The following is a 26,632-nucleotide window of genomic DNA, read 5'->3' on the forward strand; positions in this document are numbered from 1 at the left end:
AAGTAAGGTTTAAGCAACGAATTTCCACAATCGGGCGCAATTGTTTAATAAGGTTCGCTTTTCTTAAAGAACTACCATGAAAATAAGTTTCTTTAAAAATGAAAAATGACAATACTTAAGAAGACCCTGCTCAATCGTTTAAAAAAAGAGGAGAGCGTTAATTAATTAGTCTATAGATTAGGGTTGACTGGATTAAGGTCAGTATCAGTATTGACACTTCCAAACCATTTTCATTCTTTGTGGTGAATCGCCGATTTTTGCGATTCATGGTGCTTTACTTCAGTAAGAGAGTTGAGTTGGGCAGCTCTTTTTCGGATTTTTAGAACATAATAGAGGTAGAAGTGGTCTTCCTTGTGGCGTATTAACGATAAAAAATAAACAATAAACAAAAGCCAATCCCTTGAACATACATATGGGATTGGTTTTTTTGCTAACTTCATATAATAAATTTTTATGTTAACTAAAAATGCATTTTAGATTTCAATCAAATTCCCGTCTCTCTGACACATTCAGCAAATGCAGCGAACGTTTTGCTATTAAACTGTTCTTTTCGGGAAACCAGTCGCGTTGTTGCGAATCGGTACTGTTCCGGTACCGGATGAGCCCGTACGCGATCATCGTTCACAGCAACGGCCGATTTGGTTAGAAGTGTGTACCCGATTCCTGCTCGTACGCAGTTCAGCATCGTCTCCAGTGTGCTGATCTCAACGATGTTAGTGGGAGCTGCACCGACGCCGTGAAGCCAATCTTCGATAGTTGCACGTAAAGGGCAGCCCTTTGAAAACACAACCCATGCTGCATTATCAACGTCCGGAAAAATTGAAGATTCATTTCCATCAGTGGCAGTCAGAAGGACGACTTCTTCTCGAATCTCATAGGCGACTTGCAACTGGGATAAGTCGAATTCGCCCGTAAAGAAAGCGCCATCCAACTGGCGGTTCAACACTTTCTCGTAATTAAGCGGCGACGTCCCAGTGATCAGTGATAACGCAACTTCAGGGTATTTGCTTTGAAACTTGGATAACGCACGAATAAAAGGCCCAGAGGAAGCGACCGTCTCCACAACACCGATCACAAGCGGTCCGCATGGGTAATCTGGTTCTTTTACAGCCCTGATGGCCTCCTCCATCATAAGCAAGATATCCGAGGCATATTTGCTCAAAACGAGCCCTTTCTCAGTTGGCGTTACGCCTTTTGGATTTCTCTGAAAAAGCTGGATTCCAAGCTCTGACTCCATCTTGCGAACCCGTGTTGTAATGTTCGACTGAACATAGTCTAGTTTTTTTGCTGCTCGAGTTATGCTGCCCTCATTCATGATTGTCATGAACACTTTTAGATCGGTTAATTCCATAGAAAAACCTCCACTTATCCCATCAATAATATTAATGGATGTATCAATATTAATCATTTTACTATATGGATTTTACAGAATACAATCATATTAATAAAACTAACCGTATAGTTGACAAAAAATGGATTTGATATGATAAATTATAGGAGGAATTAAATATGAGTAACTATTCTAATCTTTTTTCTGCATTTCAGTTAGATTCCCTGGAGTTACCAAATCGAGTGGTACTATCGCCGATGACCCGAACAAGTGCAGAACCGTCCGGGCTCGCAAATGAACGTATGGTCCGTTATTATACCCGTTTTGCGAAAGGTGGGTTCGGTCTCATTATCACGGAAGGCATCTATCCCGATACAGTGAACAGCCAAAGTTATGAAAACCAACCCGGCATAGCCAATGATGCACAAGCTGAGTCGTGGAGACCTGTCGTTCAGGCGGTTCAACGCGGAGGTGGAAAAATTGTCGCACAGTTAATGCATGCGGGTGCACTTGTTCAGCATGACAGATTTACGCCAATCGCTCCGTCAGCAGTAAAACCTGTGGGTAAGATGCTCGAAGATCATGGAGGGAGCGGAGAGTTCCCTGTTCCGAAAGAGATGACCCAAGAGGAAATCCGCAAAGCAATCGACAGCTTCGCACAAGCTGCCCTCCGTGCTAAGCATATCGGCTTTGATGGGGTGGAAGTCCATGCAGCGAATGGCTACCTGCTCGATCAATTCATCACCGATTATATGAACCATCGAACAGATGAATATGGCGGTTCAACGGAACGACGAATCCGCATCGTCGTGGAAGTGCTGGATTCCATTCGTGCTGTCGTCGGCCCAGATTACATGGTAGGTGTTCGTATCTCACAAGGGAAAGTAAACGACTTTCATCATAAATGGGCAAACGGAGAGATGGATGCCAAGATTATTTTTGAACAATTAGCGGCTGCATCTCCAAGTTACATCCATACGACCGAATATAAGGCGTTTGTCCCGGCTTTCGTGGAGGACGGACCGACGCTTGCCAAGCTAGCTAAGCGATACAGTGGCCTTCCCGTCATCGCCAATGGCAAATTGGGAGAACCGGAGGCAGCAAGGCTCCTCATTGATTCGGGAGATGCTGACTTAATCGCAATCGGAACGAGTGCATTGGTCAATCCGGACTGGGTGAACAAAGTACAAGAAGGTAAAAAGTTAATCCCTTTCGACCATCATTTCTTGCACCCTATAGCGACACTGAGTGAAGAAGAAGTTATAGTCTGAGAATGAATTAATACAGGATTTTCCTTTTTTTACTCTTGTTGATATTGTAAAACTCCAGTCATGTTACTCCATTAAAGGGTGCGATTGTTGAATAAGTTTTGCTTTTCTTATAGAACTACCATGAAAATAAGTTTCTTTAAAAGTGAAAAATGACAATACTTAAGAAGACCCTTCTCAATCGTTTTAAAAAAAAGAGGAGGGCGTTAATTAATTAGTCTATGGATTAGGGTTGACTGGATTAAGGTCAGTATCAGTATTGACACTTCCTAACCATTTTCATTCTTTGTGGTGAATCGCCGATTTTTGCGATTCATGGATGGCTAACGGGGCGTTAGTCCATTAAAGATCCCAAAAATAATCAATCTTTTTTATAAAATAACCAAGAAGATTAAAAAAATAAGTTGTGTTCGAAAAAGGGGAGGGTATAGATATTGCCTTCCCCTTTGTGTTTACAGATAAATTTATATTACTGTATATAATGTACTCGATTTTGTATCTCAAAACAGTTAGAGATTGAATTGGTGCGGTTTTGAGTGGATTAATAACTCTATGTACTCAAATTCATGTCCCCAATGTACTTATCTTTGTGTCTTCGTACAACTAACAAGTAATATGAATGCTATATATCTTTACACAAAAGAGAAATACAAAGGTCCTGCTGAAGATATTGAAGAAGATGAAATTAAGCTATTGAATATTGAGACTTATAAAAAACTTAAAGAAATACCCTCAGCTTCAGTAGAATATTACAAAATTGAAAATGAAAAGGGTAACAGAGTTGGTCTTTTTCCATACATACCACATTTATTAAGTCTTGGAGAGGTTGAAATTAATGATGTGGAGATTGTAACTTGGAATAAACTCGAATAAAGAGGATTCTTATGGAACTAAAGGGGCAGATACCTGAAGAAGGTTTTAAATAAAAAGGTGCATACTAATTGCGAAATGAGAATCGTGATAACGTATATGGCCATCCTAAAAAGAAGGAGGGATGATCTTGTTATTTCGGATATTGTTACTGCTGATATTATTCAGTTTTGATTTATCTACAATTGCCAGTGCAGAAGCTCCACTTACTGCTGCATTTATCCGTGACCACCAACTATGGATCAAAAAGGGAGATCAAGAAATACAACTTACAAAGAATCGATATGTGTATAATCAAAAATGGTCATATGACGGTCGGTTTATTGGTTATATTGATGGTGATGAGAAGGGGGAAAAATCGGATTTATTCATTTATGATACAAAGGAAAAAGAAAGCTACCAACCTTATGTAAGGGTCGTAACATCTGACTTTAAATGGTCGCCGATAAATAATCAACTGGCTTACGATGATCAAGGTTTATTAAACGTTACCAAAACAAAGAACGGTCGTCCACAGGGTTTTGAAAATGTCTCACTTGGGGTTAGTGGTTTTGAATGGTTTCCGAACGGAAAAGAATTTATCGTTGCTTCACAATCCAGCTTACTCCCTACTGGATGGGGCCCAATCCCACTTTATAGAATTCCAGTAGATGCAAATCTTTCTAAAGATAAAATAAAACCTTTTTACACTATTCAAACTAAAGAACCTGATTTGTTTGGGATTGATGCTGATTATTTTAAGTGGAGTTCTGATGGGAAGTGGGTTAGCTTTTTAATTGTTCCTACAGCTTCTTGGTCAATGGATAGCAATACGTTAGGTGTCCTATCATCACAAGGAAAACACTTTCAATCAGTGGGAAAAATGTTAGGGTTTAAAGACTGGTTTAAGTGGGCTCCTCTAGCCAATCAATTGGCCTATATTTCAGGAGAAGGAAGATTTTTTGTTGAAAACAAGAAGATGACGATTGCTGAAATCCCAACATCTAAACAACAAAAGGAATACACACCTAAAGGATTTGTAGACCTCGATCTGGAATGGTTCTCTAAAGATTTGGTAATTGTGGCTCGTGCGAAAGAGAACAAGGAGTGGAAAGAAGGACCTGTACCAAATATGTTCACATCACTTTACGCTATAAACATAAGAACAGGAGAGCAAAAACAAACCTCGTTTCCAAGGAAGAATGAACTTGACGAAAATCCTCAAGTAGTTAGATCTTATCTTACTTTGTTTCGAAGGAAGGCAGAGGATTTTCAGGGAGATGTATGGGTGAAAGATGGTATTAGTGGGCAAGAATATTTATGGATTAAGAACGTTGATTCAGCTCCAGTCTTTTATGATCCAAACTAAGGTCAAGAATTTGTTAATCGGAATTTTATTAAGCTACAATTGCGATTCTTCAAGGTGAAGGTCGCTTTTTTCATTATTCTATCAACAAGATTGTGACGTACTTCACTTAAACTAACGGGTGCGTTAGCTCTATAAGAAGAAGTAAAAAAGTCGATTCCTTAAGGTAGAGGAGATCGGCTTTTTAGCTTGGAATTCTCTTAGCGTATAAAATTTCCGAAATGGGCGGTAAAGCACTGTTGTTACCGTTCGTAAAAGTACACTTTTACGAACGGGTATTTTTTCAATAAAATCCTCTTATTTTAACGTTCGTTAAAGTTTAAAAACACTTTACGAACGTTCTTTATTTTACATACACTTTTACGAACGTTTTTGATAGAATAAGAGAAAGAAAAGTAGAACAAGGAGTAAAAAGATGGATATTCGTAAATTTGGGTACATACGCGTCAGCAGCAAAGATCAAAATGAAGGACGACAACTTCAAGCCATGAAAGAAAAGGGGCTTGATGAACGAGATATCTTTATAGATAAACAAAGTGGGAAAAATTTTAACAGAGAACAATATCAACTATTAAAACGGATGATCCGGAAAGGGGATGTCCTATATATTCATTCACTAGATCGTTTTGGACGAAACAAGGAAGAAATTCTACAAGAATGGAATGACATCACGAAAAATATCCAAGCAGATATCGTTGTGATGGATATGCCTTTATTGGATACAACTCAATTTAAGGATAGTTTAGGGACCTTCATCGCAGATCTTGTTTTACAAATCCTTTCCTGGATGGCGGAAGAGGAACGGGAACGAATTCGAAAACGGCAGCGTGAAGGAATTGATGTAGCTTTGCAGAATGGCATAGCCTTTGGCCGACCGAAAGCAACCATTACTGAAGAGTTCAAAGAAGTCTATAAACGATGGAAATCAGGAGAAGTGACAGCTGTGAAGGCAATGGGAGAATTAGACGTTAAAAAGACGACTTTTTATAAGTTGGTTAAAGAATACGAAAGAGACTTTCAAAGTAGTTCTATATAATAGAAGAAACTCGTCAAAAATAGCCTTTTGTCCAGCGGGAGCAAAGGCTGATTTAGCATAGGGGTTACTATGCTGACCAATTAATATAATCCTTTAACTATTACCATTAAGAACTAATGGTTGAAGGATATACACTAACAAAAATTTCTGAACGTCTTAAAATTCACATCTCCACTGCATTCTATTGGAGGCATAAAATCTTGAAAGCATTAGGAAGTCTTGATTTTAATCAATTGCAAGGTATCGTTGAAAGTGACGAAACCTTCTTTCGTAAGACTATGAAAGGTCGTGAAATCACTCAATAGGTAGCCGATGAACAAAATACCTACATTAAAAATCAAATTATAAAAATTATAAAGTTGTTCAGTAAATATTATATATACAAATAACTACTTAAATGTTAATGTTTACTATTAGTATATAGGTATATTTATATATTTTCTTAGAAGTAGATTAAAAAAATATTTCAAATAATTCTGTAAAATGGGAAGTGGAAAAATGAGAGAAAATAAAAAGGCTAATATAGCTAACTTTAATTGTACATTTGGAAAAGATGATGAACCAATGCTGTATTATTTTGACAAGATAATCTTACCAGCCCTTAAAAGTGGTATAAGAAGAGAGATTAAAGGAACAAAATTCTTTATCGATAATGTTAAAGTAATCGAGTCACCTAGAGGAGATATGGTACTCACTGGTCTAATAATAAAAAGAACAAAGTTAGAGATAAAGTCTTTATATGAGGAAGGAAAAGGTGTAGTTAAAAAAAATCTAAGATACGATTCAGATCCCTATTCAACATTTGTTATCCTGTTAAAGAATCATCGTATGGCTTTTGTAAAAAATCAAAATGGAAGCCCAGATATTAGAAATTTCGCCTCCACTGTTTCGTATACAATAAAGCAATATATAAGAGAATATAATATTAACAAAGAAAAAGACCAAAAACACCCAAACATTAATCTTAATATTGTTCCAATACCATTTAGTAATAAGATTAATGATCAAATTAGAAATGCAAATAAGATTAAAAAATTGACTATAAGATTATATCCATTAAATGGTGATATGCCAGTAGGTACTCTATTTGCGGGTATGCGTGAAGAACTACAAGAATTAGGAAGCAAAACTGGAAACTATACAGTTAATTCACCTAAAAATCATGAAGGAGTAATCAATTTAATTAGTGAGACTCACGGTACCGTAGAACCCAATATGATCATTGAAGATAAATATGGAAATGAAAAACGTCTAACAAGCGACTCATTTACAGAAACTCTATACTTGCCCTTGGATGATGAAAACGATTTAGAACATAACACGCAAGATATTTTAGTTAACCTTGATAATAAACCGGAATTAAACCAAACAAGTGCAGAGAACAGTAGTATTTATCTCAAGATGTTAGACGTTATAAAACTCTTCTTGTAAAGGTGGTATAACATTGGGGGAAGATGAAAGATTAGTTGAAAATTTAGATCAACTTTTAAAAGAACAAGATTTTAAATCAGTGCTTATATTAAGTGTAAAATGCGGAATATTTAATATTTCTAAGACTAGATGCCTAGTATTAGCCTGTTTTTTTATTTTTTATTTCCTTATCTCTTTTGAGATATTTAAGAAAGACTACATAAAGAATTTTACAACTATATTAGACGCATCTATTACTATTACATTAGCCTTATTCGCTATAATCTTTACTGGTTATGCTTTATTTCAAGCATTGACTAATGGAAACTCTCTAAAAAGATTACTCACTGCTAATATAAAAGAACAATCTTTTTTTAAGACATACAACCTTTATTTTTTTATTCTATCTATTAGTTTTCTATCTATTATTATTCTTAGTTTTATTCTAGTAACGATATTTAAAATAATTGATCCGGAATGGTACCTCAAACTATTGCCACCCAAGGTTAATTTTATATTAGCTAATATACTTGTTTCTTTTTATTTAACTTTAGTCATTAATATTATATGTGAAGTTAAAAGTTTTATATTTAATTTGTATCAAGTTTTTAACCTTAATGCCTTTTCAAATGGTATAGAAATGGTGAAAAAAAAGAAAGAGAATAAGTAAGGGAAAAATAAAACCTGCTGTGGTGGGCTTTTTTTGTTCTTTCTTTCACGTTCATTCATTGAGAATGATATAACGCAATAGCTTGGAATTAATTTTTGGAAAGATAAAAGAATCCCTAAGTAGTTTACATAATACTTCTAATAACAAGTCAGCAACAACCATATTGTTTGATTTATATAAGTATTGAGAAAATCATGCACAATATAAGAGGTGGAAATCACCTCTTTTTAATTTGATAAAACCACGCCTTCTGATTGGTGATGTCTCTAATATATTGTACGTTGCTCGATTAGTCATATCGAATAGGAAATAAACAGTATTTACTTAAAAAATTACTTTTTCGAAGGAATTTTTATTACAATAGATATATATAGGAAGATAGACACAAAGAGGAGCGAAAAACCTTGAGTAAATTAACGCAACAAGAACTAGAATCACATTTATGGAAATCAGCCGATATCTTACGCGGATCAGTCGACTCCAGTGACTATAAAAGTTATATATTTGGATTGTTATTTTTAAAGCGATTGAATGACACGTTTGAAGAACAACATTTGCAATTAATACGAGAACACGGAAAAGAAATCGGGGAGTTACTGGCTAATGATCCGGATCAATACCAATTCTTCGTACCTGACGCGGCACGATGGACAGAAATCCGCAAACAGGCAGAAGACATCGGTTCCTCCATTAATGTAGCCTTTGAATCCCTTGAAAATGAAAATGCCACGCTTGAAGGGGTTTTAACGCCGATCGATTTCAACCGGAAAGAAGTTTTGACGGATAGCGTGTTACAACGATTGTTGCAGCATTTTTCCCTTTTGGATTTATCCAATGAAAACCTATCAGAACCGGATATGTTGGGACGTGCGTATGAGTACTTAATTAAAATGTTCGCGGATGATTCCGGTAAAAAGGGCGGGGAGTTCTATACACCCTCTAAAGTCGTGGAATTGATTGTTAAATTAATCAAACCAGAAGAAGGCATGCGTGTATATGACCCTACTTGTGGGTCTGGGGGTATGTTAATTCAGTCCGTTGACTTTGTAAAAGCACGTGGTGGGAATCCGCAGTCCATATCCTTATATGGTCAAGAAAGAAACCTCGGCACCTGGTCCATCGCCAAAATGAACTTACTGCTTCACGGTCTGCCAGACCATAAGCTTGAAAAGGGAGATACAATTCGTGTTCCGAAACTTATCGAAGACGGGGAAATCATGTTATTTGACCGGGTTATTGCCAATCCTCCTTTTTCTTTGAAAGAGTGGGGACGTGAGGCAGCTGAAAGCGATCCATATGGCCGTTTTCAATATGGTATTCCACCTAAAAATGCGGGAGACTATGCGTTCATTCAGCACATGGTCGCTTCATTGAAATCAGAAGGTGTTGCAGGAGTCGTTATGCCACATGGTGTTCTTTTCCGGAGTGGAGTAGAAGGGAAAATTCGCCAAGGGTTGCTTGAATCTGATTTACTGGAAGCAGTTGTAGGTCTTCCTTCTAATCTATTTTATGGTACAGGTATTCCTGCTTGTATTTTAATCTTCAATCGTAATAAGCCTGCAGAACGTAAAGGGAATGTATTGTTTATTGCGGCGGAAAGTGATTTTCAAGAGGGTAAGAACCAGAATACATTACGCGATGAAGATCTTCAAAAGATTATTACTGCTTTTGGTAGTTATGAAGATATGGAGAAATATGCTCGTGTTGTTTCTTTAGAGGAAATTAAGGAAAACGATTATAACTTGAATATTACCCGTTATGTGGATAAGTCGGAAGAAGAAGAACAAATTGATTTGGCAGCAATTTTACAGGATATTAGAGAACTTGAAACCAACAAAAATAATATAAAAGAAAAACTAAATGGCTATTTGCAAGAATTAGGGATTGGTGAAGTATGATGGTATCGGCTGTGAAAGAGGTTCGTGAAGGATATAATATGACGGAATTTGGTGAAATTCCGATTGAATGGAACGTTGCTACATTAGGAGAGGTTTTAAAGGTTGGGTACGGAAAAAATCAAAAAGATGTTGAAGTAGAAAAAAGTGATATTCCTATACTGGGTACAGGTGGGATTATTGGGTGGGCAAGAACACCTCTTTTTGAAAAACCTTCAGTATTAATTGGCAGAAAGGGTACAATTGATAAACCTCAATATATGGAAAAGCCTTTCTGGACAATTGACACTTTATTTTATACCGATATTAATATTGAAAAAAATTTCCCGAAATTCATTTATTACTTATTTCAAACAATTGATTGGTATAAATACAATGAAGCTACCGGAGTACCTAGTTTAAGTGCAACCAATATATCTAAAATAAAGCATTCTTTTCCGCCTTTAAAGGAACAGCAAAAAATCGCCGAAATCCTTTCCACCGTCGATGAGCATATCGAGAACACTGATCGGCTTATCACTAAAACAAAAGCGCTTAAAAAAGGCTTGATGCAGCAATTGCTGACAAGAGGGATTGTGCATACCGAATTTAGGCAGACAGAGTTTGGGGAGATTCCTGTTGAGTGGAAGGTTGAAAAATTCATTGAAATAACTGAAGTATTAAAGTGTGGTGTAGCTAGTACTCCAAAGTACGTAGAGGAAGGAATTCCTTTCCTATCCTCACAGAATGTAAAGGAAAATAAATTAATTTTAGACAAATATAATTTTATATCAAAAGAATATCATGAAGAGCTTACCAAAAAAGTAAAACCAAAGAAAAGTGATATTTTATATACAAGGGTAGGAGCAAATTTTGGAAAAGCTACAGTTGTTAGTGTTGATTGGGAATTTAGTGTCTATGTAAGTCTTACCTTAATTAGATTGAAAGAGGGATATAATAGTCTTTTTTATTCCTATCTGTTAAATTCTGAAAATTATCAAAGAATGGCCAAGGGTAAGGTTTTTCAAGGTGGAGGGGTGCCTAATTTGAATGTAGGAGAAGTAGCAAAGTTTGATATGATAGTTCCTCCATTAAATGAACAAATCAGAATTGCGAAAATTTTTACATCTGTCGATGAACAAATTAAAATTTACGAACAAGAAAAAGAAAAATATTCGGAACTCAAAAAAGGCTTAATGCAACAGCTATTAACCGGAAAGATACGGGTGACGGTGTGAGCCGTCCCCCTTTTTCCGAATGGAGGTGAGTAGGTATGGAACCTTTAGAATATACGGAAGTGGAATTACCGTTTATCGAGCAATTGCAAAGTTATGGATATACATATATAAAAGGTTCGGAGCTAGACGGTGAACGGAATGGAAGAGGTAGCATTGTTTTAGAAGCTCGTTTGTCCAAAGCTATTCAACGGCTCAATGAATGGATCAGTGAAGCGAATACTGAAAAGGTCGTAAAACAGTTAGTTGCCCTTCAATCAGAAGATTTATGGGATGCCAATAAAACGATATTTGACTGGTTATTTGGCCAAGGGATTTCCGTTCTTCAAGACTTAGGGGGAGGGAAAAAGAATCAAACTGTGCGTTTATTTGACTTTGATATTGATAATATCGATAAGAATGACTTTTTGGTTGTCAACCAAATCTCCTATACCAATGCGAATGGAACCATTCGACCAGATATCGTCCTTTATATAAATGGATTACCTTTGGTATTGATAGAATGTAAAAGCCCTAAATTGAAGTGGGACCAACAGTTGCCAGAAGGGGTTCGTCAATTTGATCGCTATCAGGAGACCCATGAAAAATTGTTTTGGTACAATCAGATGCTGATTGTCACAAGTCGGGACCGGGCACGGGCGGGAACCATCTTAGCGAGGCCGCAACATTATAGCTTATGGAAAGATCCTTATCCATTAACGGTAGAGGAAGTAGGTAGTAACCGAGCTCAAGATATCTTGGCTGCCGGGATACTTCGAAAAGAAGCGATTATAGATGTCATGCGAAACTTCATTGTTTTTGATGGGAAAGTGAAGAAGCTCGCTCGGTACCAGCAATATCGCGCCGTAAATAAAGCGCTTGATCGAATCATTACCGAAAACAAGCCATCTCTTCGCGGAGGGGTGGTATGGCATACGCAAGGATCAGGCAAGTCTTTAACCATGGTGTATCTAGCCATGAAACTGCGCAGAGTGGAGAGTCTTGAAAACCCAATGCTTTTGGTGGTAACTGATCGTCAGGATCTGGATGAACAAATCACGAAAACCTTCCAGCATTGCGGGTTTCCTAATCCAACACAAGCCACTTCAGTGGCCGATTTAAAACTTCAGTTGGAAAAAGGGCCTGGAACCACGGTGATGACCTTGATTCAAAAATTCCAAGGCGCGGAAGATAAGGACGGAAATCAAATCTTCCCTGTCGTTTCGGAGGCAGAGAATATCATTGTTATGACGGATGAATCGCATCGGTCACAATATAAAGGGTTAGCGCTAAACATGCGGAAAGCGCTACCGAATGCAACCTTTATTGGTTTTACTGGAACGCCAATAGACAAGAAAACACGTTCTACAACTGGAAAATTCGGCTCCTATATTGATAAATACACAATAGAACAGGCAGTAGAAGATGGAGCGACAGTCCCGATTTATTATGAATCTCGTTTGCCGAATGTCCATGTAAAAGGGGAGTCCCTAGATGAACTCTTTAACCGTGTGTTTTTTGAATATGATGAAGATACACGGGAAAGAATTAAACAGAAACACGTGAATGAAGAGCTTATTTTGACGGCCCCCGAACGGATGGAGGAAATCGCCCTCGATATTGTTCGTCACTTTGAATCTCATATTCTAGTAAACGGCTATAAGGCCCAACTGGTTGCCGTTTCTAGAGCAGCCGCCGTGAAATATAAACAATTAATTGACCAATATGCAGCCGGTCAATTTGAGACAGACGTCATTTTTTCAGCTGGGCATAATGATGAAAAGGATCTTCGCGATCACCATATTACCAAAGAGCAGGAAAAATCTTTGATTGAAAGGTTCAAAAAGCCTTTCTCTGAAGATAAGCTCGCGATGATAATTGTTTGTGATAAGCTTTTGACTGGATTTGATGCTCCCGTGGAACAAGTCATGTATCTTGATAAACCATTACGGGAACATAATTTGCTTCAAGCGATCGCAAGAACAAATCGTCGCTATGATGATAACAAAACATATGGACTTATTGTCGATTATTTTGGTGTTTCTCGGTTTTTGGATCAAGCGCTTGATACTTTTAGTGCAAATGACGTGAAGGGCGCTCTGCAGTCCATTGACGAAGAAATACCTCGTTTGGAACAACGTCATCGATCTGCGATGCGGTTTCTTGATGGATTGAAGAAATCTCAACGTGAAGAAAGCATTCTCCGATTGGCCGATGAAGATGTCCGTTCCGATTTTGAGATGACGTTTAAACGGTTTGCCGAAAGCATGGATAAAGTAATGCCGAGCCCTAAAGCTGAGTCATTTGTCGGAGACTTGAAACATTTAGGGTTGATTCGTCAATTAGCGAAATCTCGTTTTTCGATTGAAGACGGCTTGGACATTTCAGATTGTGGGGAAAAGGTCCGAGATCTCGTGTATAAACATTTGCAATCCGAAGGAATCGAGGTTCGAGATCCGATTTCCATTCTAGATGCCTCTTTTAAGGAGGAGGTAGAAGGAAATGTTTTACCAGAGACCAAGGCTGCTCAAATTGAACATGCTATTAAAAGGGAAATTTCAGTTCGAATTGAAGAAGATGAAGTTTTCTACACGTCACTTAAGAAAAAAGTTGAAGATCTGTTAGAACGGTTTAAAGAGCGTCAAATGAATATCTATGAATTATTAGAAAAGCTCTATTCTGCCCGAGATGAGATCTTGAACAAGGTAGACGGACAAACTAAAAGTGGGTTAAAACCGGAAGAAGAGCCTTATTTTAATAAACTAGTAGAGGTATTTGAAGGTCAAAAAGAAATTGGTGAGTTAAAAGAAATCACTGTGGTAGTTCACGAGTTCATAGAGGATCGGGTGACACCGATACCGGATTGGACCCGTAAAAATGATTTTAAACGTAAATTAAATGCGGACCTAAAGATTATTCTGCTGAAGAAAAACATGTCTATGAGTGATGCTTCCATGCTTGTTGGCTATTTTACAGCTCTGGCAGAAGTTCAATATGGATAAAAACTGACCAGAAATCATTGATTTCTGGTCAGTTTTATACGTTTAGAGTACCGCCTTGGACTCGGAGCCATTCTTTTCTCTGTTCATAGTCTGGTAGCAGCATTCGTAATGTCTCCCAATATTGTTTTGAATGATCCATATGCTTCAAGTGGACCAGTTCGTGAGCTAATACATAGTCAATTATCGACGTAGGAGCTAAAAAGATCCGCCAATTTAATAAGATGTTGCCGGCGGGTGTGCAGCTTCCCCATCGTTGCTCTTGGTCTTTAATCACGATTTTTTTCGGTTCTTGCTGAAGCTTTAAGGTAAATCGTTTTAAACGATCATGGGCAAATTTGTTTGCCCGTTGTTTAACCCAATTTACGAATAATGGATATAAAACATCTCGCTGCTCATCTTCAGAAGTTTCTTTTGGGAGTTCTGCTAAAAATCGACCTTGATAAAATCGAAAGCTGGGTTCATTAGTATTAGTTCTAATGATTTTAAGGCGATATTGCCGGCCGAGATAAGGGAGCTTTTCTCCAGACAAAAAGAAACGTTCTTGAACGCTTGTATGCATTTCATTGAAATCAGAAAGTTGTTTAATGATCCAAACAGATTTTTTATGTAAAGTGGTTTCAATCTTTTCTATATCTACATCGGAAGGAGATATGACAGACACTCCATGCTGATTAACAGAAATAGATAACGTTTTACGACGATGACTTCTTGAGAGTGTGTACGGTATTGTTTTATTTCCAAATTGGATAGCATGCATTAATCATCTTCCTTTCTGTGGTCTATTATAACAAGTTATCGTATGAATAAAACAATGAATTATATGGATATCATAATGAATTACTGATATTGATTTTGGAGAACCCTTCTATTATATATATTTGATGATATGAAAGCAGGGGCCAGTAATCTGTCATAATCTATTCATGGGATGTTTTTTGTTGAGGAATTTGAACTGAAAAATTTCATATTGTCAAGCTGTCAATCATCGGGGACGTATGGGATTATCATGCAGATTTTTAAACCTCGTATGATCTATTTCTAAGAGTAATTTGATTACCTAGCCCGTTATTGTGGAGTTTACATAATACTGATTATAAGTAGAAAAGTAGCCTGATCCTCGAATTGGATACAGGCTTTATTTTTCGTTAAGTGTGCTTTTACGAACAGCTTTTCAAGCATCACATCCCCTAAAAAAGAAAAAGATAACGAAGCTAAACCTCTTAGCATTAATTAAACTGAATTGTCCATATATAGTAAAACACTCTTTTCAGGGGAAAATCGGAGTAATAAAAAGTCCACCTTTTTTATGTGAACTTTTACTATTTAGCAATACACGGAAACTATATTTTAAGGAATAAACTCTTATAAATGTAGGAATACGCCGACAATGAAATTTCTACGGACGAAATATGGGCAGATTGTAATCGTGGATTATCAATAGCTTACTAGAGAAGGGGGTAGAGAAAGTAAAGTTTTTTAATTTTAATATGGATAGTAGTTTATACTTTGAAGCTACGTCTTAAAAAATCAACCGTTTGATCCATACTTAAAGCATGTGATCCCTTGATTAATATTGTTGTTCCAGGTTGGATATGATTCACTAAATAACGATGCAACTCATCTTTCGTTGAAAAGTGAATAATTTTATTGGGTGAAAAACCAGAGGCGATTGCTCCTTTTCCTATTTCAACGGCTTCCGCTCCATACGTATATATATAATCGATCCCTTTCATTTTTAAATATTCCCCAACCTCACGATGCCCAGCAACCGAGTAATTTCCTAACTCCATCATGGAGCCCAAAACTGCTACCTTATGGTTGTTTCCTATATGGTTTAGGACATCGATTGCTGCTTTAAGTGCATGAGGATTTGAACTAAAACTATCATCAATAAGCCGAATCCCTTGCGGAAGTGAATGAACTGTTAACCTACGATGCGGTCGTTTAAATGTTTTAAGTCCGTTTTTCATTTCTTCGATTGTAAAACCTAAATGATGGGAGACAGCAATTGCTGATAGTGCATTATAGATGTTATGTGTACCATAAATAGGTATCTGGAATATTTGTTTTCCTGCATCTATCTTAATTTCAAAAGACATGCCTTTATCATTATATTGTATATTATAGGCACGGTAATCAGCTGAATTGGTTATGCCTACTGATATGATTTTCCCCCTAAAGGTGTTTGTTTGAAGTAGCTTGGAACGTTTATCGTCTACATTTAGAACTAACATTCCATTCGGATCAATTCCCTTGATAAGTTCTCCTTTTGCTTTTGCTAGCTCTGAAACGGACCCTCCAAACCTTCCGATATGAGCAGAGCCAATATTGGTAATGACTCCGATATGTGGTTGAATCGCTTGACAGTGCTTGACAATATCACCTGGGTCTTGTACTGCGTATTCCAAAACAGCTGCATAATGAATGGGTTTTATATGTTCTGCGTAAATAGCGGTATGTTCATACAGGTTTAAATTATATCTGGTTTTGAATATCCTGCCTCGCCGCTTTAAAATCGATGCTATCATTTCTTTCGTTGTTGTTTTCCCTGCACTTCCTGTAATAGCAATAATTAAACTCTCTGTATCTTTAGTAGATTTAAATTTTTCCATAATTTTCTCCTTAATAGATAATTTATCATTCTATTCACAATAAATAACCAAACTAATTTAATATTTTTACAATTTCTAGAGTTTCAAGATTACAGTTGTAAAATATTAATTTCTGCTTGGTATTCCTGTCCACATTCCTAGGATAGTCGTTTGGTTCTAAACACAATAAATGAAACTTAAAACTAGGCCTTAGTCTTCTATCGAAGGCATTCTAATTCATTAGGTTTCCGGACTTTAAAACCCTTATACCTTAAAAGGTAAGAAGGGAATCAGGGGTTTCCTAGATATACCGGATCAAACTGGATACTTTTTTACCAAGCTTGGATAGTCCAAGGCAACGTAAACATTTTCTCCTTTTCACCCCGTTTGCCTTATGTTGTAAATGATTTTTGGTAATGTATTCAAGCAATCGTTTTTTTATAAAAGCGCAAGCGTCCTTGGGAAACAATTAAATAGCAACTTGTTCCAGCTATTAAAGTAGCTTCTTTCTCATGGACGAAAGGCAGTGGACTGAGTAAAGTGAAATAGAATGGGCATATCTTTAATTTTCTACCTATTGAAACGGAGAGGAGCATTGTATCGTAAGGGCATATAGCTAAAAAATGTGATGGTCGTTACTTCTTTTAATATTCTATGATAATAGTATTAAAATCCTGAAAGGGATTTTGCATACTCAAAAGGTGTGGGGAGTATTAAGGGGAGAATCCTTTGTTCATCTTCTGTTCTGTTTGCTTTTATTTCTGCAGCATAATTTAGCTGAACTTCTAATAACCAGACTTTTTTATTTTTATCAATTACCAAATCCACAGCAGCATCGCCTAGTTTATACCCTTTTTTTTCCATGACCTTCAATGCTCGAATGCATAGTTGAGTAATTTCCTCTACCTTTTGTTTTGTTTGATCTTCATTTAAATTATAGATTTCCTTTAAGGCAGTTTCACCCGGGATGACTCTTTCCCTATTTTTTGAGTTTGAAATTATACTATCCTTTTGACCAACTTTTGTTTCCATACCTGAATACTTCCATTTTTTTGTATAATCTTTTTGAAGATATACTCTAAAATCTATTTTATTTTTTTCCTTATTAAAAGAAGGAATTTCCTCTTGGATGAGATACTTTTTATTTTTTATTAAATTCTTTTGAAGAGTTTGGATAAACTCTTCTTTTGATTTAATGGGAAATTTATTCCCGAATCCATCTGACCATAAATAGCCCTCACTGGCTTTTTTTACATGAAAAATCCCATTTCCTCCAGCCATTGTAGCTGGTTTTAAATAAACTGCTTCACATGTTTGAAATGCCTTTAATACACTGTTCACGTTTTGATATTCTTTTGTCCTAGGTAAATGTTTCTTTATAATAGGTTGTTTAGACATGTGAACCCAAAAATCCCATTTATTTGTGTTCCCATAAGGGTAATTAAACAAGTTTCCTTGTATATGTTCAATAAGATGTTGATATCTCTTTTCCCTTAAAGGAATTCGATTAAAGATCACAGAAGGGTATGGAAAAGTCCCTAATATAAATGATTTGGTTTCAGGATTATAATAATAGCCTGAAATGGTTTTATTGGTCATATTAATTGAGTCGGGCCTGGAGTTAGTATAGTTTCATGGACACATTTTAGTTAAGTCCTTACAATGATTTTTGAGAGGATGTGTCCGTCTTGGAACGTAAGAATACAGGTAAAAAATATAATAATGAATTCAAGAAGACTATTGTAGATCTTTATCACTCGGGTAATTCGGTCAAAGAATTAAGCAGCGAATATGGCGTATCAGAAGTTACCATTTATAAATGGGTTAAGGAATTTACCCCTATCGGTTTAGGGGAAGAGTCTATGACTCCAAAGGAATTAGCCGCCATACAGAAGGAAAACCTTCGGTTAAAGCAAGAAGTTGAAATCTTAAAAAAGGCTATGGCCATATTCGCGAAAAAATAACCGAGACAGATCTTACCGAATTTATTGAGGAACACAAGAAACAATATCCCGTACAGAAGATGTGTGAAATACTAGAAATCCCAAGAAGCAGCCATTATCAGTCCCTTCAAATAGTCGTATCAAATCGCGAACAGGAAAACCAAGAACTCACGAAGGAAATTCATCTTATTTACCTGGAAAGCAAGGGACGATATGGGGCTCCAAAGATTCATGAAAGCTTATTAACCAAAGGGTTTTCCCTAAGTCTTAAGCGTGTCAACGTTTAATGAGCAAGGCGAGAATTCGTTCTATTACTAAGAAAAAATACCGTCCCTATCCATCTAAAGAAAAGGTTATTCAATTGGATAATTTGCTAAAACGAGACTTCACTACTCAGACCATTAATGAGAAATGGGTAGCAGATATTACGTATATCCACACGTTAAAAGACGGATGGTGTTATTTAGCTTCGGTATTGGACCTTCATTCAAAGAAAATAGTAGGGTATTCATTTTCTCGTTCAATGACGACAGAACTGGTCATAAAAGCTTTCAATAACGCACACCTACCACAAAAGCCCTCGGAGGGCTTAGTTTTTCATACCGATCTTGGCTCACAATATACAAGCAGTGAGTTTACTCAACATATCCAAAGCCATCATAGTAAGCAATCCTTTAGTCAGAAAGGTTGCCCGTACGATAATGCCTGTATTGAATCCTTTCATGCCCTATTAAAGAAGGAAGAAGTCAACCACGTACAATATCTAGACTATCAAACAGCTAAATTAGCGATGTTCCAATTTATTGAAGGTTGGTATAACCGAAAAAGAATTCACAGCAGCTTGGGCTATCAAACCCCACAAGCCATTGAAGACCGAATTAGAAATACAGCTTAAGATTTAACTTTTTAGTGTCCAAAATATTGACTCAAATCCACTAACAGGTGCGTTAGCTGAAGATCGGTGCTGTCTTCAAGGCAGCTTTTTCTTTATGCAACTATAGGGGCAGGATAGTTGCAAAAGGCGAACATGTCTTTTATGTCGTATAAGACACAAACTGTGAATGTAAATTGTGCATAAAAGAGGTTGTACTCTTGGACAAAAAAATGAAATGCTGTACAAAAAATATGGACAGCATTTCTAAATGATAAATTTTTGAAAACTTGCGCTTCTCATAAGTCCCTTTTTAGACAAGCATTGGAATTTCACTTCACACTTTATTAATGGATCAAGATAAAAATAGTTTTCATCCTCGTTAGTGATTAGCTGCTTAGATATTTCGTAAAAGGCTTTTCTTTCTTTTGGAGGAACAAATTCCAATATACCTTTGTATTGATTATCCTGATCTAACATTAACCAACCAAATTTTTTCTTACGAATTGCTCCTATTTTTACCGAATCATATTGATAGTTCTTTATTTTGAGAAATACGTCTTGTGGTCTTGAATCCAATGTATAAGGTCTACTTAAATTCTTAGAAACCACACCTTCCAGTCCTAAATCCTCTACTCTGTTATAAAGTTCATCACCGTCTGAATAAGTAGGACAAGTAGATATAAACGGAGTGTTTTCTACAATGGTGCTTAAGGTATCTAAGCGTTCAGATAAAGGTTTGTTTATAAGAGATTCACCATTCAAATACAAAATATCAAATGAAGAAAAATGAACAGGTAACAGGTCTTTTATTTCTTTGATTTTTTCCTGATTAGACATTTGAAAACGTACCATTAAACTGTCGAAACAAGGTTTTGGAGGGTTTTCTTTTCCGTCAAAGCAAATCATTTCTCCATCTAAAATACAAGTCGTTACAGGCAATTTGATACCTTGTAGCTCAATGTATTTATAGGTGACTTCATTTAGGTGTCTGGTGAAAATTTTTATATTTCCTCTATCGTAGTGAAATAAAGCCCTGTGACCATCTAATTTTAATTGGTGAATATACTTATTGCTTTTGGGGATTTCTGTAGCTGGTTGTAAAAGCATCGGCTTAATAGGTGTATTTAACATATTTAAACCTCCTCATACAACAATAACATCCTAAACCACAACATTTTATGGAGGTTTATTAGAAGAAGAGGATAGATGTGGAAGTTAATTATGTACAGTTAATAAACCTTAAAGGGATGTTACGCAGTACGTATAAACCGAGAGACTGTACTACACATATCCATACAGTCATATTGTGAAAGCAAACGTCATTCACTGTGCGTTTAAGATGTACAGTATCGCTTGTGTTTACTTCAACTAAAGGGGCAGCATTCCTGTAATAACTGAAAATGAGGTTTGAACGAAAAAATAACCTCTTGGTAGAATGAGAGAGTCCTGAAGCTCGGCAACGAAAAGGACAAAACTCAAATACCAGGAGGCTTTAAAATGAATTATAACCAAAATAAGAAAATTGCTCAAATTACCTCTCAAACCCTTATTATAGGGGTGGATATTGCTAAATTCAAGCATGTGGCACGTGCTCAGGACTTTAGAAGAATGGAGTTTGGATCACCTTGTTATTTTGAGAATACAAAAGAGGGATTCGAGCATTTTCTTAATTGGATTATGGAAATCAAGAAAGAACAATGTATGGAGAATGTGATGGTTGGGATGGAACCGACAGGGCATTATTGGTTCAACCTAGCTCATATGTTAAAAGAAAATGAAATTAAGTTTGTAGCTGTAAACCCTTTGCACGTCAAGAAAAGCAAGGAGCTTGATGATAATTCTCCTACTAAAAATGATGTGAAAGATGTTAAAGTCATTGCCCAGTTGGTCAAAGACGGAAGATACGCCGAACCTACGATACCACAAGGAGTTTATGCCGAACTACGGGTGGCGAAGAAAATTCGTGATCTTTTAACAGAGGATCTTCAGACGGTCCAAGGGCAAGTCCATAACTGGATTGATCGGTACTTTCCAGAATTTCTAACGGTATTTAAGAAGTGGGAGGGAAAAGCAGCATTACAATTCTTAAAGCTCTATGCTTTACCACATGAAATAGTAAATTTCACTGAACACGAACTGTTAGCCCACTTAAAAAAAACCGTGACCCGAAGTGTAGGTCTAAGCAAAATTCGTAAGTTAAAGCAAGCAGCCAGTAAGTCCATCGGACTTCGACAAGGCTCCGAAATGGCAAAACTGGAGCTGAAAACGCTTCTGGCTAAATATGAATTAATCTACTTAAAATTCGAAGAATTAGATACAAAAATAGATTGTTTACTTGATGAAATACTAGGTGTACCACAAATGTTAGCGATAAAAGGTGTTGGTAGAGACACTGTTGCCGGCTTCTTTTCAGAAGTTGGTGACCTTAAGGAATATACTCATCCCCGACAAATTATTAAGCTGGCCGGCTTAAACTTAAAAGAAAATACCTCTGGTAAGCATAAGGGGAAAACAACCATCACAAAGAGGGGACGGAAAAAGCTGCGAGCCCTGTTGTTCAGGGTTTGTATGATTCTGGTCGCCAAGAATTCAGCATTTAAGGCATTACATGCCTACTATACTCAACGTCCAGATAATCCATTAAAGAAGATGCAGTCCCTTATTGCTTTATGTAATAAACTGATCCTTTATTTTCTTTAGCATGGGTAAAAAGCAATTTGAATTTAATGAAGAAAAGATGTTAAAGGATATTCCTCATATGCGAGTATCAAAGAAGGTGGAACTAGCAGCTTGATTCAGTTTTAGATTAGATAAAATAGTAGAGGCGAGTTTCTTGGTTATGTATATTTGGGTATCATTTGAAGCACGGATTAGTCGGCAAAGCAACTAAATTACGGGCAAGGACCCTGTGGGGCAGCATGGCTGACATCCACCTCATGGAAAGGTTGGACGAAGGAATTTGAGAGCGAAGACTCTGTGAGGCATGGGAGGGTTGACCTCCATGAGAATGTGGACATCCACCAGTGCGATTATAATTTAACTCATTCACCAATTTCTGTAAGTGGTTGGTTAGTGGGCTATAATTCTTTTTTCTCCAAAGGTCTAATTTTATCCTTTCAAGTGATTTTCCCCCAACTATTAAGTGATTACCGGCAGGTAAACTACTATGAAAATCTAAGAAAAACGGAGATATCGAGAGGTTTTGCTTTCTTTATTGAGGGAGGTTAGTGGAGGAAGGATTCCTACAATTTTTAACGAATTATCTATAATAATAAACAAAAATAAGTTATCAAGAGTGGGGAAATAAATGGGGAAGCAAATTAATTTTTATACGGACGACGAAAAAGAAAAATGTATAATTACCAGGCTTCGGACCGCAGGTTGTGTTTTCGCAGAAGATGAGACCCAGTTGCTTATTTCAGAAGCAAGGACGCCAGACGCCCTCGCCGTCATGCGACGTGTAGCAGGTTTTCCCCTCGAACACATAATTGGTTGGGCGGATTTCTGAGGTATTCGTATAGCTGTGGAACCAGGAGTCTTCGTACCCCGTCGCCGCACCGAGTTTCTCGTCCACCAGGCAAGCTGCCCTCGCCATGCCAGGAGCCATCGTAGTTGACCTGTGCTGCGGCACGGGTGCGGTAGGCACCGCGTTGACCGCGGGTCTGGGATGGATAGAGTTGTATGCAGTTGACATCGACCAAGCTTCTGTGCAGTGTGCACGCCGCAACATTACTTCCATCGGTGGTAACGTGTACGAAGGGGACCTCTATCAGCCACTGCCAACAAAACTGCGTGGCTGCGTCGACATCTTGGTCGCAAACGCACCTTACGTACCTACCGAGGCAATCAAGTTGTTACCCCCAAGAAGCACGAAAACATGAGGCACGGGTGGCGCTCGACGGGGGCACAGACGGGCTGGACGTCCAACGACGGGTCGCTTCTGAGGCGCCACTCTGGCTAGCACCCGACGGTCATTTACTGGTCGAGACTAGCCAGCAACAGACAAAGCAAACCGTTGAAATCTTTGCTCGAAACGGGCTAACTCCACAGGTGGCAAATTGCGATGAACTGGACGCTACTGTCGTAATTGGAACCAGTCCCGCTCTCTAGAGTGAATAAAGGCAGCTAGCCCTTACCGTAAATAAGAGTGATAATTGCTTGGCCCTGTCTCTAGAAAATATTCCTTTGTGCAACAATCGGGTGCTTTACTTCATTACCAGGAGCTGATCAGCGGCTCCTTTTTGTATGAAAACACAACAGTAAAAAAGCCATGCTAAAATAAACCCTCCAAAAGGACGATTTTTTCCTTAGAGTGGGGGGAAATTGTCTTTTTTATTCCATAATGGAAATATAAATCAGTCACTACTCTGGCTTTTTCCACTGCCGTAATATCTCCATTTAAATCTGCAATTGGACCCCTTTTGCCTGAATATATGCAGCATTCCATGTAAACCGGCAACAACTCACGTTTAAAGGATTTTACAAATATGTTCTTCAAAAAAAAAATTCTTCCACTAACAAGCCCGTTTGTCACCATACAACGCAAAATTAGTGTTGCACCAGATGGATGATTTAATTAAAAAGTATGGATTATCAATTTTAAACTTTTCCTATTTTTTATTCATGTCAGCTAAATACTTCGCATAAAGAATTGTGTTTCTTGCTACGTCTAGTTCACCATTGAATATTACTGGTATCCCTGGTCTCCAGTTTACTTCAAAAATCCATATTTTTTGGTTCTCATCGATTCCTACATCAATTCCCAATTCGTCTAGAGTACTGTCATATAATGAATCAAAATGGTTTGTAAAACTTATAGCGAAGTATTCAAGAGTCCTTTTAATGTCATACCATGAGTCTTTAAACTCATATTTTAAGAAACTTTCCGGAAAACCTGTATATCCACCACTACCCAAGTTAGAAGTAATGCTCCCTGATGGCCCTATACGGGGATAAATAGAAGTAATCACCCATTTTCCTTCTCCATTTTTTTGTACATGCAAACGAAAATCATATACATTCCCGGATTTTGTTTTACAGGAAATGTACTGTTGAACGAGGTAATCTTGTATTCTAATTTTATCAGATACAAATTCAAGCATTTGGTCTTTATCAAAATATGAAATTTGCCCAGCTTCATTAATTTTATATTTTCTCTGTTTCTCTTTTTCTATAAAAGCTATACCACCACCTTGATGACCAGATAACGGTTTAACAATAACTTTCGGATAAGTGTCGACCATTTTAGTTAAAATGTCAAGGCCTGTTAATTCAAGTGTAGGGATTAGGTATTGTTCAAATTCTTTTGCTTGTTGAATTGTCTCATGCACACTCATTTTATTTCCGATTGAATGGCTTGTGAAAGGAATCCTTTCATACAAAAAATCTACGATTTCTTCACCTTTTTCACTGGTAGGATAACTTGCATTAAAAATGGCATCGGGAAAAGGGAATTCCTTATCAACCCATTTTCCATCTTCATATATTTTCCCTAAAATGGTCTGGTTTTGTATATTTACTTTTCCTGCAGTAAAGTAAAAAAAGTTTACCCCTTCAGCTTTTGCCACAACAGAATAAGCGTAGGTCCTTGTAACTTTCTGTGGGTCTGCCCTATGATGAAGCATGCCAACTAAGGTCATAATAGCCCCATCCCCTTTTCATTAAATTAGCTTTCTTAAAAAAATATTAAATAAGGCTTATCCATATTCCCATTTTTATATTTTTTCAGAACAATATTTGTACAATATCTATATTCTATTTTATGATCATGAAATTCAGCAGAGGGTGGGATAATAAACGTTATGAACACTATTGTGTTTATTAGCACAAACAAATCAGGTTCAAGCAGAGATGCAATTAAAGCTGCGGAGCGTCTGGGCTTTTTTACAGTGCTATTGACTGATAAACCACAATTCATTGAGCAAAGATTGGAATTTCCCGATGTTCACCAATTGATACACACAGAACTATCGAATTACAATGCATTAAAAAAAAGTATAAAAAATATCCAAAGTCAAGGTAAAAAAATCAAGTTAATATTAAGCTTTATTGATCCTTATGTAAATGTTGCAGCATCATTAACAGAGGAATTTTGTATAAGTATTAAGTCACCAGACCATATCCTTAATATGGAAGATAAAGTATTGACTCGAAATATCATTAAAGACCTCCCCATGTCACCATATTTCTCAATATATACTCCAGGAGAAGATTTGCAAAATTTTGTTCAAAAACAAAATAATCGTTTTCCTTTAGTGGTTAAATCTCCAATGTCAGCTGGGTCAAAAGATGTTTTAAAGGTAAATAGCCCCGATCAATTAACTGAAGCTATACAGCATTTTAAAAAAAAATATGAGCTAACACCTATTTTAGTTGAAGAATATTTGACAGGACCACAATATTTGGTTGAAACACTTGTTCATGACGGGAAAGTTAATATTGTCGCAATCATTAAGCAGGAAATTACTTTTCAAAAACGCTTTATTGTAACAGGTTATAGCTTATTACCACATATTAATAAAAAGTTATATAATCAAATTTTTCATGCGGTAACTACAATTGTAGAGGCTTTTCAAATGAAAAATGGTGCTTGTCATCTTGAAATGCGTTTAGTAGATGGTCAATGGAAGTTAATTGAAGTCAATCCAAGGATATCTGGGGGAGCGATGAATAGAATCATTGAAGTAGGCTACGGTATTAATCTAGTTGAAGAAACAATTCAACTACTCTTAGGAAATAAGCCGAATCTTAAAAGAAAGCATAGTAAAAACATTTATGTCCATTATATAACAATAGATAAGAAAGGAATTTTGGTAAATGTAACAGGTAGAAATAAAGCAGCTAGTTATCCGGGAGTAGAAGAAGTATATATTAAGCCCCGCCAAGGGAAAAAGCTACGTCCACCATTATCAATGGGTGACCGTTATGGTTATGTTCTAGCATCCTCAGATAGTGAAGAAAATGCTAAAAAAATCGCTCAGAATGCAGCAAAGGAAATCTCGTTTAACCTGGACCAAACAGATCAACAGATTAAAGGAAAGCAGTTTTCAAATCATCAAACCGCTAAAATTGTAACATTAGAAAGAAGGAAGAAACTCAAACAAACACTCAGAAATTATCTACGGAACACTTTTAATCAGACTTTACCCAACCAGCTCCATTAATTGCATTAATAAAATAAAATAGTCATTAATTAAGGAGGACTA

General features: G+C 36.8%; 16 protein-coding genes and 4 pseudogenes. 14 read left to right on the forward strand and 6 right to left on the reverse strand.

Features of this window, described 5'->3' with window-relative positions; translation table 11 throughout:
• Positions 1 to 484: 484 nt before the first annotated feature.
• Positions 485 to 1,351, reverse strand: a complete 867-nt coding sequence (locus J7I90_RS25490; RefSeq protein ID WP_214774490.1) for a LysR family transcriptional regulator — start codon at positions 1,349 to 1,351, stop codon at positions 485 to 487.
• 158 nt (positions 1,352 to 1,509) lie between these two features.
• On the opposite strand from J7I90_RS25490, the gene J7I90_RS25495 reads away from it, so the two are divergent.
• From J7I90_RS25495 to J7I90_RS25540, 10 genes and pseudogenes are all read left to right on the forward strand, one after another.
• Positions 1,510 to 2,601, forward strand: coding sequence for an oxidoreductase (locus J7I90_RS25495; protein ID WP_214774492.1), 1,092 nt, complete (start codon positions 1,510 to 1,512; stop codon positions 2,599 to 2,601).
• 612 nt (positions 2,602 to 3,213) lie between these two features.
• On the forward strand, positions 3,214 to 3,471 hold the full coding sequence (locus tag J7I90_RS25500) for a hypothetical protein (RefSeq protein ID WP_214774494.1): 258 nt from the start codon (positions 3,214 to 3,216) through the stop codon (positions 3,469 to 3,471).
• A 127-nt stretch (positions 3,472 to 3,598) separates the two neighbouring features.
• Positions 3,599 to 4,816 carry an eIF2A family protein gene (locus tag J7I90_RS25505; protein ID WP_214774496.1) on the forward strand — a complete coding sequence of 406 codons (1,218 nt, stop codon included), beginning with the start codon at positions 3,599 to 3,601 and terminating at the stop codon, positions 4,814 to 4,816.
• 412 nt (positions 4,817 to 5,228) lie between these two features.
• Positions 5,229 to 5,849 carry a recombinase family protein gene (locus J7I90_RS25510; RefSeq protein WP_214774498.1) on the forward strand — a complete coding sequence of 207 codons (621 nt, stop codon included), beginning with the start codon at positions 5,229 to 5,231 and terminating at the stop codon, positions 5,847 to 5,849.
• Positions 5,850 to 5,962: 113 nt separating this feature from the next.
• A pseudogene (locus J7I90_RS25515) lies at positions 5,963 to 6,139 on the forward strand (IS1595 family transposase); the annotation flags it as partial.
• A gap of 208 nt (positions 6,140 to 6,347) precedes the next feature.
• Positions 6,348 to 7,280, forward strand: coding sequence for a hypothetical protein (locus J7I90_RS25520; protein ID WP_214774500.1), 933 nt, complete (start codon positions 6,348 to 6,350; stop codon positions 7,278 to 7,280).
• A gap of 13 nt (positions 7,281 to 7,293) precedes the next feature.
• Positions 7,294 to 7,929: a hypothetical protein gene (locus tag J7I90_RS25525; RefSeq protein ID WP_214774502.1), complete on the forward strand. Its 636-nt coding sequence runs from the start codon at positions 7,294 to 7,296 to the stop codon at positions 7,927 to 7,929.
• Positions 7,930 to 8,333: 404 nt separating this feature from the next.
• Positions 8,334 to 9,827, forward strand: a complete 1,494-nt coding sequence (locus tag J7I90_RS25530) for a type I restriction-modification system subunit M (RefSeq protein ID WP_214774504.1) — start codon at positions 8,334 to 8,336, stop codon at positions 9,825 to 9,827.
• Positions 9,824 to 11,041, forward strand: a complete 1,218-nt coding sequence (locus J7I90_RS25535) for a restriction endonuclease subunit S (protein WP_214774506.1) — start codon at positions 9,824 to 9,826, stop codon at positions 11,039 to 11,041. The genes J7I90_RS25530 and J7I90_RS25535 overlap by 4 nt, the downstream gene beginning before the upstream one ends.
• 35 nt (positions 11,042 to 11,076) lie before the next feature.
• Positions 11,077 to 14,019 (forward strand): type I restriction endonuclease subunit R, encoded by a 2,943-nt coding sequence (locus J7I90_RS25540; protein ID WP_214774508.1) that lies wholly within the window; start codon positions 11,077 to 11,079, stop codon positions 14,017 to 14,019.
• Positions 14,020 to 14,053: 34 nt separating this feature from the next.
• Here the strand turns inward: J7I90_RS25540 and J7I90_RS25545 are convergent, their stop codons facing one another.
• The 3 genes from J7I90_RS25545 to J7I90_RS25555 form a co-directional block, all read right to left on the reverse strand.
• Positions 14,054 to 14,776 (reverse strand): M48 family metallopeptidase, encoded by a 723-nt coding sequence (locus tag J7I90_RS25545; RefSeq protein ID WP_214774510.1) that lies wholly within the window; start codon positions 14,774 to 14,776, stop codon positions 14,054 to 14,056.
• Positions 14,777 to 15,518: 742 nt separating this feature from the next.
• Complete coding sequence (locus tag J7I90_RS25550) at positions 15,519 to 16,631, reverse strand: UDP-N-acetylmuramoyl-tripeptide--D-alanyl-D-alanine ligase (protein ID WP_214774513.1); 1,113 nt, start codon at positions 16,629 to 16,631, stop codon at positions 15,519 to 15,521.
• Between the two features lie 645 nt (positions 16,632 to 17,276).
• Positions 17,277 to 18,209, reverse strand: a complete 933-nt coding sequence (locus J7I90_RS25555; RefSeq protein ID WP_214774516.1) for a YheC/YheD family protein — start codon at positions 18,207 to 18,209, stop codon at positions 17,277 to 17,279.
• Between the two features lie 89 nt (positions 18,210 to 18,298).
• On the opposite strand from J7I90_RS25555, the pseudogene J7I90_RS25560 reads away from it, so the two are divergent.
• Positions 18,299 to 19,448: pseudogene (locus tag J7I90_RS25560) on the forward strand (IS3 family transposase).
• A gap of 243 nt (positions 19,449 to 19,691) precedes the next feature.
• Here the strand turns inward: J7I90_RS25560 and J7I90_RS25565 are convergent.
• Positions 19,692 to 20,558 (reverse strand): ATP-dependent DNA ligase, encoded by an 867-nt coding sequence (locus J7I90_RS25565; protein ID WP_214774518.1) that lies wholly within the window; start codon positions 20,556 to 20,558, stop codon positions 19,692 to 19,694.
• A 366-nt stretch (positions 20,559 to 20,924) separates the two neighbouring features.
• Between J7I90_RS25565 and J7I90_RS25570 the strand changes: the two are divergent.
• Positions 20,925 to 22,221 (forward strand): annotated as a pseudogene (locus tag J7I90_RS25570) (IS110 family RNA-guided transposase).
• Between the two features lie 513 nt (positions 22,222 to 22,734).
• Positions 22,735 to 23,537, forward strand: a pseudogene (locus J7I90_RS25575) (putative protein N(5)-glutamine methyltransferase).
• A gap of 500 nt (positions 23,538 to 24,037) precedes the next feature.
• Here J7I90_RS25575 and J7I90_RS25580 read toward each other — a convergent pair.
• Positions 24,038 to 25,066 (reverse strand): YheC/YheD family endospore coat-associated protein, encoded by a 1,029-nt coding sequence (locus tag J7I90_RS25580; RefSeq protein ID WP_214774519.1) that lies wholly within the window; start codon positions 25,064 to 25,066, stop codon positions 24,038 to 24,040.
• A 162-nt stretch (positions 25,067 to 25,228) separates the two neighbouring features.
• Between J7I90_RS25580 and J7I90_RS25585 the strand changes: the two genes are divergently transcribed.
• On the forward strand, positions 25,229 to 26,590 hold the full coding sequence (locus J7I90_RS25585; RefSeq protein ID WP_214774521.1) for an ATP-grasp domain-containing protein: 1,362 nt from the start codon (positions 25,229 to 25,231) through the stop codon (positions 26,588 to 26,590).
• Positions 26,591 to 26,632: the final 42 nt, after the last annotated feature.

The sequence above is a fragment of the Bacillus sp. ISL-57 genome (genome assembly GCF_018613135.1).
Classification (GTDB): Bacteria; Bacillota; Bacilli; order Bacillales; family DSM-1321; genus Peribacillus; species Peribacillus frigoritolerans.

Coding starts and splice junctions, on each gene's coding strand:
- J7I90_RS25585 (WP_214774521.1), top strand. CDS start 25,229: ATGAACACTATTGTGTTTATTAGCACAAACAAATCAGGTTCAAGCAGA.
- J7I90_RS25555 (WP_214774516.1), bottom strand. CDS start 18,209: ATGACCAATAAAACCATTTCAGGCTATTATTATAATCCTGAAACCAAA.
- J7I90_RS25550 (WP_214774513.1), bottom strand. CDS start 16,631: ATGGAAAAATTTAAATCTACTAAAGATACAGAGAGTTTAATTATTGCT.
- J7I90_RS25580 (WP_214774519.1), bottom strand. CDS start 25,066: ATGACCTTAGTTGGCATGCTTCATCATAGGGCAGACCCACAGAAAGTT.
- J7I90_RS25495 (WP_214774492.1), top strand. CDS start 1,510: ATGAGTAACTATTCTAATCTTTTTTCTGCATTTCAGTTAGATTCCCTG.
- J7I90_RS25565 (WP_214774518.1), bottom strand. CDS start 20,558: ATGTTAAATACACCTATTAAGCCGATGCTTTTACAACCAGCTACAGAA.
- J7I90_RS25510 (WP_214774498.1), top strand. CDS start 5,229: ATGGATATTCGTAAATTTGGGTACATACGCGTCAGCAGCAAAGATCAA.
- J7I90_RS25520 (WP_214774500.1), top strand. CDS start 6,348: ATGAGAGAAAATAAAAAGGCTAATATAGCTAACTTTAATTGTACATTT.
- J7I90_RS25490 (WP_214774490.1), bottom strand. CDS start 1,351: ATGGAATTAACCGATCTAAAAGTGTTCATGACAATCATGAATGAGGGC.
- J7I90_RS25500 (WP_214774494.1), top strand. CDS start 3,214: ATGAATGCTATATATCTTTACACAAAAGAGAAATACAAAGGTCCTGCT.
- J7I90_RS25535 (WP_214774506.1), top strand. CDS start 9,824: ATGATGGTATCGGCTGTGAAAGAGGTTCGTGAAGGATATAATATGACG.
- J7I90_RS25540 (WP_214774508.1), top strand. CDS start 11,077: ATGGAACCTTTAGAATATACGGAAGTGGAATTACCGTTTATCGAGCAA.
- J7I90_RS25545 (WP_214774510.1), bottom strand. CDS start 14,776: ATGCATGCTATCCAATTTGGAAATAAAACAATACCGTACACACTCTCA.